Here is a 15,104-nt window from a genome sequence, read left to right as displayed (position 1 = left end):
GAGCCGCGCAGCGCCCGACCGCCGGGTGGGCGCAGTTCGGTTTGTGCGGCGCGATTTATGGTGCAAGATACTTCTGCAATCACAGCTACTTGCAACGACGAGGAGCGCCCGCCCGTCACGCCAGAGGCGTGCCGCCGATATCGGCGCACCTCCGGTGCGACGGGGCGGTCGGGCGCTGCGCGGCGGCGCGTTCCGCGCCTTGATTCCGCGCAAGTGGGCCAAGACCGGAAGGTCCGTTCCATGCCAATTCCCGTCTAAACCCCGCTGACCCTGACCTGCCCCCTTGCCCCCGCCGCGCGGCCCGCGCATCCTTGGCCAATGAGCAGTCTTCCCACATGGGGCGTGGTGGCCACGATCAAGGCCCCGGCCCGCGACATCCTGAATTTCGCCGCCCATCACCTCGATCTGGGCGCGCACCGGGTGCATGTCTATCTCGACGCCCCCAACCCGCAGGCCGAGGCGGCGCTGCGGGGCCATCCCAAGTGTCGGGTGATCGTGTGCGATGACGGCTATTGGCGCAGGCGGCGCAAGCGTGCCGGGCGCCCGGACGCGCATCAGCCGCGCCAGAGCATCAACGCCACGCATTGCCTGCGCCGCCGCCCGCAGGTCGACTGGCTCGTGCATATCGACGTGGACGAGTTTCTCTGGCTGGCCACCCCCCTGCCCGAGCAACTGGCCGCGCTGCCCGATGGCACGCTCAGCGCGCGGGTCCGCCCGGTCGAGGCGCTCGCCCCCGACCCGGACGATCCGCCACCCGAGGGCGTGACCTGGTTCAAATCCTGCGCGCGGCTGCCCGGGCAGCGGCGCGAGGAGACGGAGGCGATCTATCCCGGCTTCGGTGCCCATCTCAACGGCGGGTTCCTGAGCCATGTGGCGGGCAAGGTGTTCGTGCGCACCGGCGATCCCGAGGTCAGCTTTCGCATCCACAACGTCTTTCGTTCCGGCGAGATGGATGCCAGCCCGCCGGAATTGCAGGGCACAAGGCTGTGCCACCTGCACGCCACCGGGTGGGAGCACTGGCGCGAAACCTATGCCTACCGGCTGGCCCACGGTTCCTATCGCGAGGGGCTCAAGCCCGCCGCGCCGGACGGCACCGGGCTCAACATGAATGCGCTCTTTCGCCGGATCGAGGCGGAGGGCGGCACGGCGGCGCTGCGACGGTTCTGGCAAGAGGTCTGCGTCGCCACGCCGGGGCTGCGCGCGCGCCTCGATGCGCATGGCCACCTGCACGCCATTACCCTCGATGCCGATGCCGTGCGCGCGCGGCACTTTCCCGACGCCCCCGACCGCCCGCATTGACCGCCCCCGGCAGTTGATGTAAGCGGGCAGCGATGGGGGGCTCGCGAGGGCCTGACGCGCAATGGGTGCGCGCATCCCGATGACAGACGTGCGGGCCGGGTTCAGCGTCCGCTTAAAGCGGATACACATGACCACATTCAGCGAACTCAACCTCAATCCCAAGGTACTCAAGGCCGTCGAAGAGGCCGGATACGAAACCCCCACCCCGATCCAGGCCGATGCCATCCCCTCCGCGCTCGAAGGGCGCGACGTGCTGGGTATCGCGCAGACCGGCACAGGCAAGACCGCCGGGTTCACCCTGCCGATGCTGTCGCTTCTGGCACGGGGACGCGCGCGGGCGCGGATGCCGCGCAGCCTGGTGCTGTGCCCCACCCGTGAATTGGCCGCGCAGGTGGCCGAGAATTTCGACACCTATTCCAAGTATCTCAAGCTGACCAAGGCACTGCTGATCGGCGGGGTGAGCTTCAAGGAACAAGACAAGCTGATCGACAAGGGCGTCGATGTGCTGATCGCCACGCCGGGACGTTTGCTCGACCATTTCGAGCGCGGCAAGCTGTTGCTGACCGGCGTGCAGATCATGGTCGTGGACGAGGCCGACCGGATGCTCGACATGGGCTTCATCCCCGATATCGAGCGCATCTTCAGCCTCACGCCCTTTACCCGGCAGACGCTGTTCTTCTCGGCCACGATGGCGCCCGAGATCGAGCGCATCACCAACACCTTTCTCCAGAACCCGGTGCGGATCGAGGTGGCGCGGCAGGCCACCGCGTCGGAAACCATCGACCAGCACGTGGTAATGGTGAAACCTTCGCGCCGCGACCGCGCGGATGCCGAGAAGCGCGCCGCCCTGCGCGCGCTGATCGATGGCGAGGGCGAGGCCTGCACCAACGCGATCGTGTTCTGCAATCGCAAGATCGACGTGGACGCCGTCGCCAAGTCGCTGAAGAAGCACGGCTATGACGCGGCGCCGATCCACGGCGATCTCGAACAGAGCCAGCGCACGCGCACGCTCGACGCGTTCCGGGCGGGCGAGCTGAAGCTGCTGGTGGCCTCGGATGTGGCCGCGCGCGGGCTCGATGTGCCGGCGGTCAGCCACGTGTTCAATTTCGACGTGCCCGGCCACCCCGAGGATTACGTCCACCGCATCGGGCGCACCGGGCGCGCGGGCCGTTCTGGCAAGGCGCTCACCATCTGCAACCCGCGCGACGAGAAGGCCCTCGCGGCGGTCGAGGCGCTCTTGCAAAAGGACATCCCCCGGCTCGCCGATCCGACCGCGGCCCGCCCGGTGGCCGACGAGAACGCGACCGCGCAGAGCGGCGGTGGCGACGAGAACACGCAGCAATCCGAACGCCCGTCCCGGTCGAGCCGCAGCCGGGGTGGACGCGGTCGGAGCGTCAGCCGCAAGAAAGCCGAAGCGCCCGAAGCACCCGAAGCGGCCCCCGAGGAGGCCAGAACCGAGAGCGCGCCCGAGAAGGACGCGCCCAAGCCGCGCGAGGAGAAGCGAGCCGCAGAGCCCAGGCAACGCGGCAGGCGCGGCGACGACAATGGCGGCGGCAAGGTCGTCGGCATGGGCGATCATCTCCCCGGCTTCATCGCGCTGAGCTTCGACGAGCGGCGCACCGGCTAAGGTCGGCGCATTCGCGCAAGTGGTTGTGGGGCTTTTGGCCTTGAGCGGACTTCCAAGCGAGCCGCGCATCGGCGGGCCGCGGTGCGGCGAACCGACGTAAGTGTTGCAGCACTTTATTTCAGCAAACCCGAAAAAGACCAGAGCGCAGAGCAGGTTGCAGCCAAATCGCCGTGCCGGGGGGGGCGGCCCGGCGATGCGCGGCGCCCTTCGGGCTTGATTCCGCGCGAGGACATCAACCCAACGATCGCTCCAAGCCAGAACCCGCCCCCCTCTCCGCCCCTGCCGCTACCGCGCGATCATGATATCGGCGCACAGCCCGCCAAGCCGCGCGCTTTCGCCCAGCCGCAGCTCGCCGCCGTGGGCGCGCGCCACATCCACCACGATCGACAACCCCAACCCGACGCCGGTGCCGCGATTCTGATTGCGGGCGGGTTCCAGCCGGGCGAAGGGGCGCAGCGCCTCTTCACGGCTCTCGGGCGGGATGCCCGGTCCGTCATCCTCGACCCGGATGCGCAAGCTGCGCTCCGACAGCGTCACCGAGACCTCGGCGCGGGTGCCGTAGCGCACGGCATTGCTGATGAGGTTTTCCACCGCGCGCCTGATCCCGTCGGCGCGCAGCGGCACCTCCCCTTCCCCCTCGGTTTCGACCAGCGTCACCGCCACCTGCGCGCGCTGCATGTCATCGACGATCCGGCGCACGAGCGCGACCGGATCGACCGGCTCGGCCTCGCCCTCCTGCGCACCACGGGCGAAATCAAGGAACCCGTCGAGCAGCCGCTGCATGTCATCGACATCGCGCAGCATCGGCGCGGCCTCCTCGTCGCCGAGCATGGCGAGACCCAGCCGCAGCCGCGTGAGCGGCGTGCGCAGGTCGTGGCTCACCCCCGAGAGCATCAGCGTGCGTTGCTCGATCTGCCGCTCGATGCGCGCACGCATGTCGACGAACGCCCGCCCCGCCGCGCGCACCTCGGTTGCGCCCGCAGGACGGTAGGGCACATGCCGCCCCCGCCCGAACGCATCAGCCGCCTCTGCCAGCCGGGTGATCGGGCGCAGCTGGTTGCGCAGGTAGAGAAACGAGATCACCGTCATCAGCGCCCCGAACACAACCATGTTGACCAGCAACTGATGCGGCTGGCTAGCCGAGACATGGCGGCGGTCGAAGACAAACCGCAAGAGCCCGCCGCTGCCCCGGAAATAGAGCTCGACCACGTCGTCATCGGCGAGCGCGACGCGCAGCAGGTCGGGAAAGGCGGCGTGCAACTCGCGCGCCACCACGATGCCTGAGAAATCATACCACAACCGCGTGTCCTGCGCGGGCATCGCCGCCTCGGGCACCGGCTGGACCGAGATTTTGAGCATCTCGGCCACCTCCGGGTCATCGGTGCCCAGAACCAGCCGGATCTCGCGTATCATGGTGTTGGTCATCTGCTCGGTGACGCCCGCGAAATGGCGCTGGATGAACACCACCGAGACAACCAGCAGGAGCGTGACCACCGGCAAGAGCAGGATCAGCGTGGCGCGCCCGTAGAGGCCGCGGGGCAGATAGGGTTTGAGCCAGCGAAACGACATGGCTAAACCTACGCCCGAGCGCGCCGGGAAGAAAGAGCGAGACCGCGATGACCTACACAACCCAGCCCGACACGCCCCCGCCGGTCGGTGAGGCGCGCGATATGGGCGGTGGCGTCCGCGCGATCCTCGCGCCGAACCCCTCGCCGATGACCCATTGGGGCACCAACACCTACCTGCTGGGACAGCGGCGGCTGGCGGTGATCGACCCCGGCCCCGACGACCCCGCCCATCTCAGGGCGATCCTCGGCGCGCTCGGGCCTGGGCAGAGCGTCAGCCACATTTTCGTGACCCACGCCCATCTCGACCATTCGCCGCTGGCCCGTCGCCTCGCAGCGGAGACCGGCGCACCGATGCTGGCCTATGGCGGGGCCGAAGCGGGGCGCAGCGCCGTGATGACGCAGCTGGCCGAGGCAGGTGGGATCGGCGGCGGCGAGGGGGTGGATGCGGGCTTTGCCCCGGATCACGCGCTCGCAGATGGCGAGGCGATTGCGGGCGACAGCTGGCGGATCACCGCGCACTGGACGCCGGGGCATTTCTGCAACCACATGTGCTTTGAGAGTGGCGGGACGATGTTCAGCGGCGACCTGGTGATGGGCTGGGCCAGCACGCTGATCTCGCCGCCCGATGGCGACCTGACGCAGTTCCACGCCTCCTGCGCGCGCCTCGCCGCCGCCTCCCCGGCCCGCCTGCTGCCGGGTCACGGCGCGCCGGTGACGGAGCCTGCGACACGCGTCAGGTGGCTGGTCGCGCATCGCGACGCGCGCGAGGCCGCGATACTCGACAACCTCGCCCACGGCCCGGCGGATGCCGCCACGCTGGCGCGGCGCATCTATACCGACACGCCCCCCGAGCTGATGCCGGCGGCGGCGCGCAACGTGCTCGCGCACCTTGTGGACCTGATGCAGAAATCCCGTGTCAGGGCCCTGTCGCCGCTGTCGCGCACGACCCGTTTCGCCCTGTCCGACGATGGCGGGCAAAGCGCATGATTTTTGTCACAAAGCCTCTGGACCTCCCCGAACCGGATTGCTATACGCGCCCACGTGTTCCGGCGTAGCTCAGCGGTAGAGCAGTTGACTGTTAATCAATTGGTCGTAGGTTCGATCCCTACCGCCGGAGCCAACAAAAACAAGGGCTTAGCGAGATTTCGCTGAGCCCTTTTTCTTTGTGGTCACGTTTTGGTCACGTCTTTTTTTCGGCGATTCAGTGGTTGTGATGAGGTAGGATGACGCAATATCTAGGGATTTTTCGGAGGCATCCGCGAAGGCAGTAAGTAAAGATATTCCGTTAAGGCCTTCGCGTAATCGAATGCTCGTTTGGCATCTTCATCCGCCATATGAGGCGTAGTTGTGTCCGCGTGTCTGGGATTGTTTGAATCCAGTCTGACACGATGTGCCCAATCTGCCATCTTTTGGGTAATCAAGCCTTGCGTTACAGCCTCATCAATTCGCGTGTACAACGAGCCGTTTTCAAGACCGTGATCTTTCAGCATAGCGTCGATGCTAGATGCTGACATCACAACTGATGCATCTGGCGCACGCAATGTTTGATGCGCCTGAGTTAGGTAATTTCGGATGCGCTCTGGTACAACTTCGTCTACCTCCCAAACGTCCGGATAAATCTGAATTACAGGAGGGTTGTTCTCACGTTCACCTGCTAAGCCTTTAGCAGTAACAAGGTGGCCACAGGTTGTGCACGCATATACACGCCAGTGTGACCTTGGCTTTCCGTCAGCACGCGGAATCGGATTCTGGCTAGTCCCCCATTGGTACTGTAAGACAGGCGATGCTACGCCGCAGTGGGGACAGTTTGCTACTCCTTGCAGCTGATTGGGGTCTAAGCGGAAATCTCTGTAAGACAATTAGCTATCCTCTTTGAAACACGGCACAACGCAAGTCTACGCGAAACCTTGGTTTGTTTCTATCAAGTGCCACTTGCCGCGTTTTCGTAACCACGTTGCGCCTCTTAATGGATTGTTGAGCACCACCTTCCACTCGGAACGCGGTGCTCGTTTGGCGTGGCGCTAAATGTCAAAAAGCGTCTTAAAACTATCCCAACCCAAGTCACTGTCAGGCCAATAGTATATCTCACCGTCTCTCTCAACGTGATAACCTCCTAGGGTCAGGACCCTTTGATTTCCTCTGGGTCGCGTGATTCACGGTTCGAAAATCGCGCGGTGAACATGTCTGATCTCTTCTGGCTGACCGACGCGCAGATGGCGCGTCTGGAGCCCTATTTTCCGAAGTCCCACGGTAAGCCGCGCGTCGATGATCGGCGTGTGCTGAGCGGGATTATCTTCATCAATCACAATGGGTTGCGGTGGCGCGATGGTGAGGGCCTGAATGCCACTGGTCCGAATGAAGGCCCGAACGCGGAATACGGTCCACATAAGACCCTGTATAACCGCTGGAAGCGATGGAGCGACAAGGGCGTCTTTGCACGCATCATGTGGCAGCCACCGCGCTGACCACGAACCGAAGCATGTACCCGAGGGGCCTCTGCCGAAAGCCGCGAGAGAAAGCAGTGCCGACACGACGAACCAAAAGCACCGCTCTGGCGGATCATTCTGCTTGCCCGAAACATGTTGACTGAACCGACCCCGTTACCGAAGTCCTGACCCTAATGTTGCACCGCCGTTCTCAGCCTGACCACGGGAATTCCATCTTCGATCCGTTCATTCGGGTGAACCAACACCTCGTCGGAGACCGAAAGCCCACCAAGGATTTCGGCGGACAGATCATTCATGCGGCCGATTTCTACCTGGCGTAACCGAGATGTGCCGTCTTCGGCAACGAAGACGGCCCACTTGCCGTCCTGCCGGAACAACGCGCTGAGCGGGATTTGCAGAACGTCGTCACGTTCCCATTCGACCACCCGCAAGTAAACGGCAAAGCCATGTCCGAGGGACGGGCGCTGCGTGACCGGAGAGATCAGGTCAAACACCACGTCGACGCGCTGTTCCTCGATGCCGAGGGCCGACACCTTGGTGTAGCCGGACGGCTCGATTCTCGACACCCGCGCCTCCAGCACATCGGCGCCGCCCCATCGCTCGACAATGGCGCGGTCCCCGATCTCGAGGCGCACGGCGTCGGTCGAGAGCACATCGGCAACGATCTCGAGATCATCCGGCGCACCGATGGACAAAAGCCGCGTGCCCGCCGCAACCGGGCGTTCGCTAATGACCTCGATATCCAGCACGCGACCGTCGACCGGGGCGGTGATCCGCAGGCAGCACTCGGCTTGCGCGCCGGGATCGGTGCCCGGCACGATGAATGTGGCGCGGGCACGGTCCAGCACGCTTTTCGCCCGTTCGAGATTGGAGATGGCCGCCTCCTGCGCTGCCTGGCTCATCCCGAGCGTCTGCTCGGCGGTCTCCAGTCGGGTCAGCGTGGCGACCCCACGCTCGACCAGCTCCTTCGCGCGGCGGTATTCGCTTTGCGCGAGATCGAGCTCTTCGCGGGCCTGGCGCAGGGTGCTGCGCGCCATGTTGAGCCCCGCCTCGGCTTCGCGCGCGGTGGCCTCGGCCTGAACCCGGCTGCGCGGGTCGAGCGGGTCCGAGGCGGCAGGGTCGATCATGGCGATCACGGTTTCGCCCGCCGTCACGGCATCGCCCACCCGGACAGGCGAGCGGCGCACCACACCTCGGATCGGGGCCGCGACCTCGTAGATCTCGGCGATCCGGGTTTCGCCCTCGACATCGACGGTGACCTGCATGGGCGCGCGCTGGACGGGGGCGATATCCACCGGCACAGGCTCGGTCCGGAAGGCGACGATGCCCAGCATTCCGGCGGTCAGCACACCAAAGGCAGTGAGCATGATCGTTCTGGTTTTCATGGACATTCCCTACTCACGTGTTTTCATCACCTGCACCAGATCGAGTCGGTCCAGCCGCCGCCGCACCACCAGCGACGAGACCAGCGCGGCCGCCAGCACCACGAGGCTCGCGAGTGCAAAGCCCGCCGGTTTCAGGACCAGCGGTATCTGGTAGAGATCGCTGGCCGAACCATCTGCCAGCGCCTTTGCGATCCCGGCCCCCAAAAGCCAGCCAAGCGGCTGCGCCAGCAACGCGAGTATCATTGTCTCGCCCACGAGGATGAACGATACCTCGCCGCGCGAAAACCCCAGGATGCGCAGGCTGGCCAGTTCGCGTGCGCGTTCAGAGAGCTGGATGCGCGCGCCGTTATAGGCCACGCCCACGGTAATCAGCACCGCGACCGTCAGGTAGATTGTGGTCATGATGTCGACATTCTGGCGGATCGTTGCCTCGAATGAGCGCTGCATCCTGGTCATGTCGATCAAGCCGCTGAGTTCGGGCGTGTCCTTGAGCACCCGGTGCAGGTCCGGCAGCGCCTGCGCATCGACCTTGAGATTGGCGACCGATATTCGCGGGGCCTGCCGCAGCAGGCGGCTGAGCGTGTCGAGGTCCATATAGGCGCCAAGGCCGATATACTGCGTCACCAGTCCGGCCACGGGAACAACGTGCGTTTCGTTGATCCGACCGAGGAATTCCACCTCGACCAGATCGCCGGGCCGCACGTTCAGTTGCCGCGCCAGCCGCTGGGACAGCATCAGCCCCCGCGGCGGCGGATCGACCGCGCGCCCATCCGAGGAGATGATCCGCGCCAGGTCGGCACCGGGACGACGGGCCTCGATGGCGACCTCCTTCTCGCGGTGCCCGCTACGCAGCACGGCAGACTGGAATTGCTGCCCCTCAGCGCGCATCACACCGGGCAGACGCATCACCTCGGCCAGCGCGGTTTCGGGGATATCTGGATCGAACATCAGGATGGCATCCTGCCGGTTGGACCGGTCGAAGGTGGTCGAGACCAATTCGTCGAGCGCCGCCGGGAAAAAGCTCGTGGCGACCAGCACCGCGACCGCGAGCGCCAACCCCAGCGAGGTCAGAGCTGAGCGCAGCGGCCAGCGCAGCAGGCTGCGCAGGATCATCACCACAGGCTGCGACAGGTGTAACGCCGCCATCGCCCGGTCGAGCCATGTGCGCTTGAACCTCGGTGGCGCGGGCGGGGCCATCGCCACCGCGGGCGGCAACCGTGCGGCGCGCAAGGCGCTGCGCCCCGCGCCCATCGCCGCGCTGGCAATGGCCAGAACGCCCGACAGCGCATAGGCGCCCAGGTCGAGATTGTAGATCAGGTAGGGAAAGTCGAAGAACTGTGCGTAGAGCCGCGCCAGTGCCTGGGCGAGCCATGTGCCCGCGCCCCAGCCGATCAGCGTGCCAGCCATCGCGATCAGTACGGCCAGCAGCAGGTAGTGCACGCAAATCTCGACATCGGAATAGCCGATCGCCTTCAACAGCCCGATCTCGCTGCGCTCTAGCGCGATGATGCGGCTCATCACCATGGCAACCAGAAAGGCCGAAATCGCGTAGAAGATTGGCGGCAGGATCAGCGCGCTGGTCTTGAGCTGCTCCAGTTCCGCCTCGATGAAGCTGTTGGAGACCTGAAGATCGCGGCCATAGGCGCCCAGCCCGCCGTAGGTATCGAGCAGATCGTCGAGGCGGTCGATCACGTCTTCCGTGTTTGCTCCGCGGCTCAACTTGAGCGTCACGTTGTTGAAAGCCCCGTCCATGTCAAAGGCCGCGGCGACAGCGGTTTCGGGCATCCAGAGCACACCATAGGTTTCATTGTCGGGCATCAGGGCGCCGGGGCCGATAGTATAGATGAACTCCGGCGACAGGAGAGTGCCGGTAAGGGTCAGCTCGCGCCGGTGCCCGTTAAGATTGACGTGAAAGGTGTCGCCCGGTTGCAAGTGGCTGGCCTTGGCAAAAGGGGCGTTCACCGCCACCTCGTTCGCCGCATCGGGCGACGGCAGCCGCCCGGTTTGCAGAACCGGCAGGTTCAGGCGCGGGGTTCCGGTGGCGGGCAGAGAGAGAATGCGTGCGGTGACGGTTTCCTGTTGTCCCGGTACGTCCAGCACCGCGAATTGCGATATGCGGGCATCGGCTGCGCGCACGCCCTGGATCTGTCGGATTTCCTGCATCAGCCATCGCGGCGCGCGGCTGGCCTCGGCAAAGACATCGGCAAACCGGTTGCGCTCGTAATAGGCGTTGCGCGTGTCCTCCAGCGACATGAACGTGCCGAATGTCGTCAGCAGGATCGCCACGCCGCATGCCAGAACCAACGCGATGGCCAGTGCCTGCGCCCAGAGGCGGCGGAAATCGCGGATGAGCTTGCGATCGAGCGCGGTCATCGCCCCGCCCTCACCAGCTTATCTCGGAGGGCGCGAGGCGGGTGTCGTTCTCCTCAACCCGGTCGATCCGTCCATCAAGGAAATACACCACACGGTGGGCCATCCGGCGGATCGCTGCGTTGTGGGTGATGACCGCCGTGCTGGTGCCCAGCCTTTCGTTCACGTCGCGCAGCACCTCCAGCACCTGAACGCCGGTCTTGCTGTCGAGCGCGCCGGTCGGCTCGTCGCACAACAGCACCTCGGGCCGCTTGGCGATGGCCCGCGCGATGGCCACGCGCTGCTGCTCGCCGCCGGACATCTCGGCCGGGAAATGGTCCATCCGATGCTCAAGTCCGACCTGCGCCAGCGCCTCTTCGGCGGGCATCGGGTTGGGCGCGACATCGGTGACCAGTTGCACGTTCTCGCGCGCCGTCAGGCTGGCCACAAGGTTGTAGAACTGAAAAACGAACCCGACATGATCTCGCCGATAGAGGGTCAAATCCCGGTCCTTGAGCGAGGACAGCTCCAAGTCGCGAAACCAGACCTTGCCCGAGGTCGCATGATCAAGCCCGCCGAGGATATTGAGCAGCGTGGACTTGCCGCTGCCGGACGGCCCGAGCAGCACCGCCAACTCGCCGGAGTAAAGCTCGAGGTTGACGCCATCCAGCGCCCGGATCTGCAATTCGCCGGTGTCGTAAACCTTGGTCAGGTCTTGCGTTCGGAATACTGCGTTCATCGTGCCCGCTTTTCCGGCCCCAGTCTATGGTGCCCGTGGGTCAGGGACATGATACCCATCAACCGACATTCCCCAAGTGGCCTGCCGTTGGATGAAAAAATGGCTGGACGAGGCCGTGCGGTCAAGCGTTACTTCGCTCCGGACCGCGCAGACGTCCGGTTGTGGGTGTTTCAGGCCAAGCGGCGGGGTCGTCCTCGGCCTTTTGAAGTGTTTTTCAGCGCGCCGGACAGACTTGTCGAGCCGGTTTCGCGGAGTTTGGGACAGGATCGCGGTCACGCGCATGACGGTGGCGCTCGCAGTCGGTGGATGGCGGCAAGGATGGCGCGCGCCATCGGGCCGGTGACGGCCGCTTCGGCCAGTTGGAAGGTGATTGCGCGGGCACGGCGGACGACGCGGGCTCCGATCTTGATCAGCTTGAGTTGCAGGCTGGTCAGCGGCCAGTCGGCCATTTCCTCGGGCAGCTCGATGCAGCGCAGGAAGGTGGCCAAGTTGTAGGCCAGCGCGTGCAGGTGCAGCCGGACCTCGTTGTCGCGGAACCGCCTGCACGACAGCCGCGTCCAGTGGAAGGCGTGTTTGCCTTCCTTGATGTGCTGCTCAGCGGTGTCGCGCTGGTTATAGAACCGCAGCGCCGCCGCCGCCAGACCCGACAGCCCGAGCGTGTCATCCAGCTCGCGCATCACCAGCAGACCGCCGTCCGAACTGAGCTGTGTGCCTTTGAATTCCAGCCGAACACGAGGGTCGAAATCCACCCGAACCGAAGGGAACCCCGCAAGAGTCACGGACCGGGGCCGTTGGTATTGGGTCAATGCCAGATCAAGTCGTGTGCTTCACACCAGATGAGCGACAACCTTCTTGTCCGGCAGCGTGCCCCAAGATGGTTCTCGCTCATCGGGGGCTTTTTTTGCTGGCCGATTCACAGGACAAATCGACTACCAAGGATAGCCGTCATCTTGCGGCATATCACTTTGCGACCTCGAGCCTCACCACGTTGTTGGCCCGCGCCGCGTCCGGGTCTTGTCCGGTCACGATCCGCGATAGGCGAGCGTCCCATGCCTCCCATGCCGCTTGTCGCTCAGCGTCGAAACTGTGGTGATCGTAAACGGCGATGATCCCGCTCTTCACATGCCCGATGGTCATTTCGGCAATGTCGGGCCTCACACGGCACGCGGAAAGCCCGGTGCGCATGGTGCGGCGCAGATCGTGCGGGGTCCACCTCCCCCAAGGCTGCACTACCTTTGCCCCGAGTGCGACGTGCTGGCGGTCCACCGCGCGGCACAAGGCGGCGTTTGTGATCGGGCTGCCCGGTCTGGCCTCGAATAGAAAGCCGCTCCAAGGTTCATCCCTGCGCCGTGGCAGGCGGTCAATCTCGGCCTTGGCCTCCGCGATGATCTGCAAGGCGGCATCGGTCAGGTAGACGGTATGCGCGGCTAGCCGGGGGGGCGCGGAGGTCCCTCCCGACGCGATCCGCCGAAAAGCGGTCGAAAATGGCCAGTAATCGCCTAGATTGACGGTTAGGATCGGTCGTGCAAGTGGGCGTGACGCGGCGACGATGCCGGCGACGGCCCCCGGAAGAAGGCGCATGGATGAAAAGAACGGGTCTCGACGCGATTGATATCCGCATCCTGGGTGCCGTGCAGCGGCACGGGCAACTCAGCAAGACGCGGCTCGCCGAGATCGTCAACCTGTCGCCCACGCCCTGCTGGGCGCGGCTCGACCGGCTCAAGGCGGCAGGGCTGATCCGGGGCTACCGGGCAGAGATCGCGCTGGAGCGGATCGTCGATTTCACGCGGGTGATCGTGACCGTCTCGCTTACGCATCACCGGCGGGCGGATTTCGACCGGTTCGAGGCCCATATCGCGGGACTCGACGAGATCACCGACTGTGTCGCCACCGGCGGCGGCATGGATTACATCATGACCGTCTATGTCCGCAACGTGGCCGCGTTCGAGGCGCTGATGGCGGGGCTCCTGGATTCCGACCTCGGGATCGACCGGTACGTGACCTATTTCACCACCCGCTCGGTCAAGCATGCGCCCCCCGATCTCGCAACGCTCGCCCCCGCGGCCAGGCCGTCCGCCGACATGTCCTGATTCGTCCGCCACCGGGCCTGCGGCCGCCGCGCAGGACCGTTTGGCCTGACCGGGGCCGGGAAAACAGCCTGCACGATCTTTGCACCGGGAATATTCAGACCACAGCAAAGATCACGCTGCGTTAGAAGGGCCGTTATCGAAACGCCGTGCGGCCCGGATGGCCGCCGATGGACAAGGGAGGCGACTGACATGGCGCAATCGAACGATTTCGGCTTCGGCACGCAAATACGCAAGTCACCGTATTTCGACGCAACCGTGCGATGGGGGGCGCAGGGCTTCTCGGTCTACAACCACATGTATATCCCCCGCGATTTCGGCGATCCCGAGCAGAATTTCTGGACCCTCGTGAACGACGCGATCCTGTGCGACGTGGCCGTGGAGCGGCAGGTGGAGATCACCGGGCCGGACGCCGCGCGCTTCACGCAGATGCTGACGCCGCGCGATCTGTCGAACATGGCGGTGGGGCAGTGCAAATACGTGCTCATCACCAATGCCGAGGGCGGCATCCTCAACGATCCGATCTGCCTGCGGCTGGGCGAGAACCATTTCTGGCTGTCGCTCGCCGATAGCGACATCCTGCTCTGGGCGCAGGGCGTGGCGGTGCATTCGGGGATGGACGTGACGATCACCGAGCCGGACGTCTCGCCGCTGCAATTGCAGGGGCCCAAATCGGGCGAGATCATGCGCGCGCTCTTTGGCGACGAGATCATGGACCTGCGCTATTACTGGCTGCGCGAGGTCGATCTCGATGGCATTCCGCTGATCGTGTCGCGCACCGGCTGGTCGAGCGAGCTGGGCTACGAGATCTACCTGCGCGATGGCGATTGGGGCGATGCGCTATGGGAGCGGATCATGACCGCCGGTCTGCCCTTCGGGCTGAAACCCGGCCACACCTCGACCATCCGCCGGATCGAGGGCGGGATGCTCAGCTATCACGCCGACGCCGACATCCACACCAACCCCTATGAGCTGGGTCTTGATCGGCTGGTGAATGTCGACATGGAGGCCGATTTCATCGGCAAGTTCGCCCTGCGGCGCATCCGCGACAACGGGGTCGCGCGCAAGCAGGTGGGCCTACGGCTGGGCGGCGCACCGCTCTCGGGGCCGAACACCTGGTTCTGGCCGGTGAGCCACGCGGGCGAGACGGTGGGCAAGGTCACCTCGGCGGTCTACTCGCCGCGGCTGAAGCAGAACATCGCGCTGGCGATGGTTTCGGCCGAGCATGCCGGGCTGGGCACTGCATTGGAGGTGCACACGCTGGCGGGGCCGGTAGAGGCGACGGTGGTGGAAAGGCCGTTCTTCGACCCGAGAAAGCAGATCGCGGCGACGGGCGCGGCGATGGGCTGAGGCCGCGGGGCAGGTCACGGTCGGGGCATCGCGCTGTGTAACCGGCGACCTCGCATGGCTGTCTTGCGGACGGCGCCGCCGGTTGGCGGATGCGTCGTGAGGGGTGCGATTGGCCTGGAGCGGACCTTCCGGTCTTGGCCCACTTGCGCGGAATCAAGGCGCGGAACGCGCCGCCGCGCAGCGCCCGACCGCCCCGTCGCACCGGAGGTGCGCCGATATCGGCGGCACGCCTCTGGCGTGACGGGCGGGCGCT

At 65.3% G+C, this 15,104-nt stretch carries 11 protein-coding genes, 1 tRNA gene and 2 pseudogenes; 7 read left to right on the top strand and 7 right to left on the bottom strand.

All coding sequences use genetic code 11. The features are described from left to right. The first annotated feature begins 318 nt into the window (after positions 1–318). Together CRJ03_RS16350 and CRJ03_RS16345 are read left to right on the top strand one after the other, a co-directional pair. Positions 319–1,299 (top strand): glycosyltransferase family 2 protein, encoded by a 981-nt coding sequence (locus CRJ03_RS16350; RefSeq protein ID WP_104019949.1) that lies wholly within the window; start codon positions 319–321, stop codon positions 1,297–1,299. A 127-nt stretch (positions 1,300–1,426) separates the two neighbouring features. Beyond that, the gene (locus CRJ03_RS16345; protein ID WP_104019948.1) at positions 1,427–2,926 is read left to right on the top strand and encodes a DEAD/DEAH box helicase; all 1,500 of its coding nucleotides are present in this window, start codon (positions 1,427–1,429) and stop codon (positions 2,924–2,926) included. Positions 2,927–3,211: 285 nt separating this feature from the next. Here CRJ03_RS16345 and CRJ03_RS16340 read toward each other — a convergent pair whose 3' ends face one another. Continuing rightward, the gene (locus CRJ03_RS16340; protein ID WP_104019947.1) at positions 3,212–4,495 is read right to left on the bottom strand and encodes an ATP-binding protein; all 1,284 of its coding nucleotides are present in this window, start codon (positions 4,493–4,495) and stop codon (positions 3,212–3,214) included. Between the two features lie 47 nt (positions 4,496–4,542). Here CRJ03_RS16340 and CRJ03_RS16335 point away from each other — a divergent pair, with 47 nt between their 5' ends. Further along, complete coding sequence (locus CRJ03_RS16335) at positions 4,543–5,481, top strand: MBL fold metallo-hydrolase (RefSeq protein WP_104019946.1); 939 nt, start codon at positions 4,543–4,545, stop codon at positions 5,479–5,481. 58 nt (positions 5,482–5,539) lie between these two features. Next, positions 5,540–5,614 (top strand) — tRNA-Asn (locus tag CRJ03_RS16330). Positions 5,615–5,729: 115 nt separating this feature from the next. Here the strand turns inward: CRJ03_RS16330 and CRJ03_RS20610 are convergent. Beyond that, the gene (locus tag CRJ03_RS20610) at positions 5,730–6,035 is read right to left on the bottom strand and encodes a DUF4145 domain-containing protein (RefSeq protein ID WP_369126389.1); all 306 of its coding nucleotides are present in this window, start codon (positions 6,033–6,035) and stop codon (positions 5,730–5,732) included. A gap of 639 nt (positions 6,036–6,674) precedes the next feature. On the opposite strand from CRJ03_RS20610, the pseudogene CRJ03_RS16320 reads away from it, so the two are divergent. Further along, a pseudogene (locus tag CRJ03_RS16320) lies at positions 6,675–6,941 on the top strand (transposase); the annotation flags it as partial. A 170-nt stretch (positions 6,942–7,111) separates the two neighbouring features. On the opposite strand, the gene CRJ03_RS16315 reads toward CRJ03_RS16320, so the two are convergent. The 5 genes and pseudogenes from CRJ03_RS16315 to CRJ03_RS16295 form a co-directional block, all read right to left on the bottom strand. Beyond that, entirely contained in the window at positions 7,112–8,326 is a 1,215-nt protein-coding gene (locus tag CRJ03_RS16315) for an efflux RND transporter periplasmic adaptor subunit (RefSeq protein WP_240611703.1), read from the bottom strand. A gap of 9 nt (positions 8,327–8,335) precedes the next feature. Beyond that, on the bottom strand, positions 8,336–10,699 hold the full coding sequence (locus CRJ03_RS16310; protein WP_104019943.1) for an ABC transporter permease: 2,364 nt from the start codon (positions 10,697–10,699) through the stop codon (positions 8,336–8,338). A gap of 10 nt (positions 10,700–10,709) precedes the next feature. Then, positions 10,710–11,414, bottom strand: coding sequence for an ABC transporter ATP-binding protein (locus tag CRJ03_RS16305; RefSeq protein ID WP_104019942.1), 705 nt, complete (start codon positions 11,412–11,414; stop codon positions 10,710–10,712). A gap of 272 nt (positions 11,415–11,686) precedes the next feature. Next, positions 11,687–12,040, bottom strand: a pseudogene (locus CRJ03_RS16300) (transposase); the annotation flags it as partial. Positions 12,041–12,374: 334 nt separating this feature from the next. Further along, positions 12,375–12,995, bottom strand: coding sequence for a tyrosine-type recombinase/integrase (locus tag CRJ03_RS16295; RefSeq protein ID WP_104019941.1), 621 nt, complete (start codon positions 12,993–12,995; stop codon positions 12,375–12,377). Between the two features lie 2 nt (positions 12,996–12,997). On the opposite strand from CRJ03_RS16295, the gene CRJ03_RS16290 reads away from it, so the two are divergent. Then, the gene (locus CRJ03_RS16290) at positions 12,998–13,504 is read left to right on the top strand and encodes an Lrp/AsnC family transcriptional regulator (protein ID WP_104019940.1); all 507 of its coding nucleotides are present in this window, start codon (positions 12,998–13,000) and stop codon (positions 13,502–13,504) included. Positions 13,505–13,693: 189 nt separating this feature from the next. After that, positions 13,694–14,851, top strand: a complete 1,158-nt coding sequence (locus CRJ03_RS16285; protein ID WP_104019939.1) for a glycine cleavage T C-terminal barrel domain-containing protein — start codon at positions 13,694–13,696, stop codon at positions 14,849–14,851. Positions 14,852–15,104: the final 253 nt, after the last annotated feature.

Source organism: Roseovarius nitratireducens, assembly GCF_002925845.1.
In the GTDB taxonomy this organism is placed as follows: Bacteria; Pseudomonadota; Alphaproteobacteria; order Rhodobacterales; family Rhodobacteraceae; genus Roseovarius; species Roseovarius nitratireducens.
Note: the sequence above shows the minus strand (reverse complement) of the source record. Positions and strands in the feature narration are given on the sequence as shown.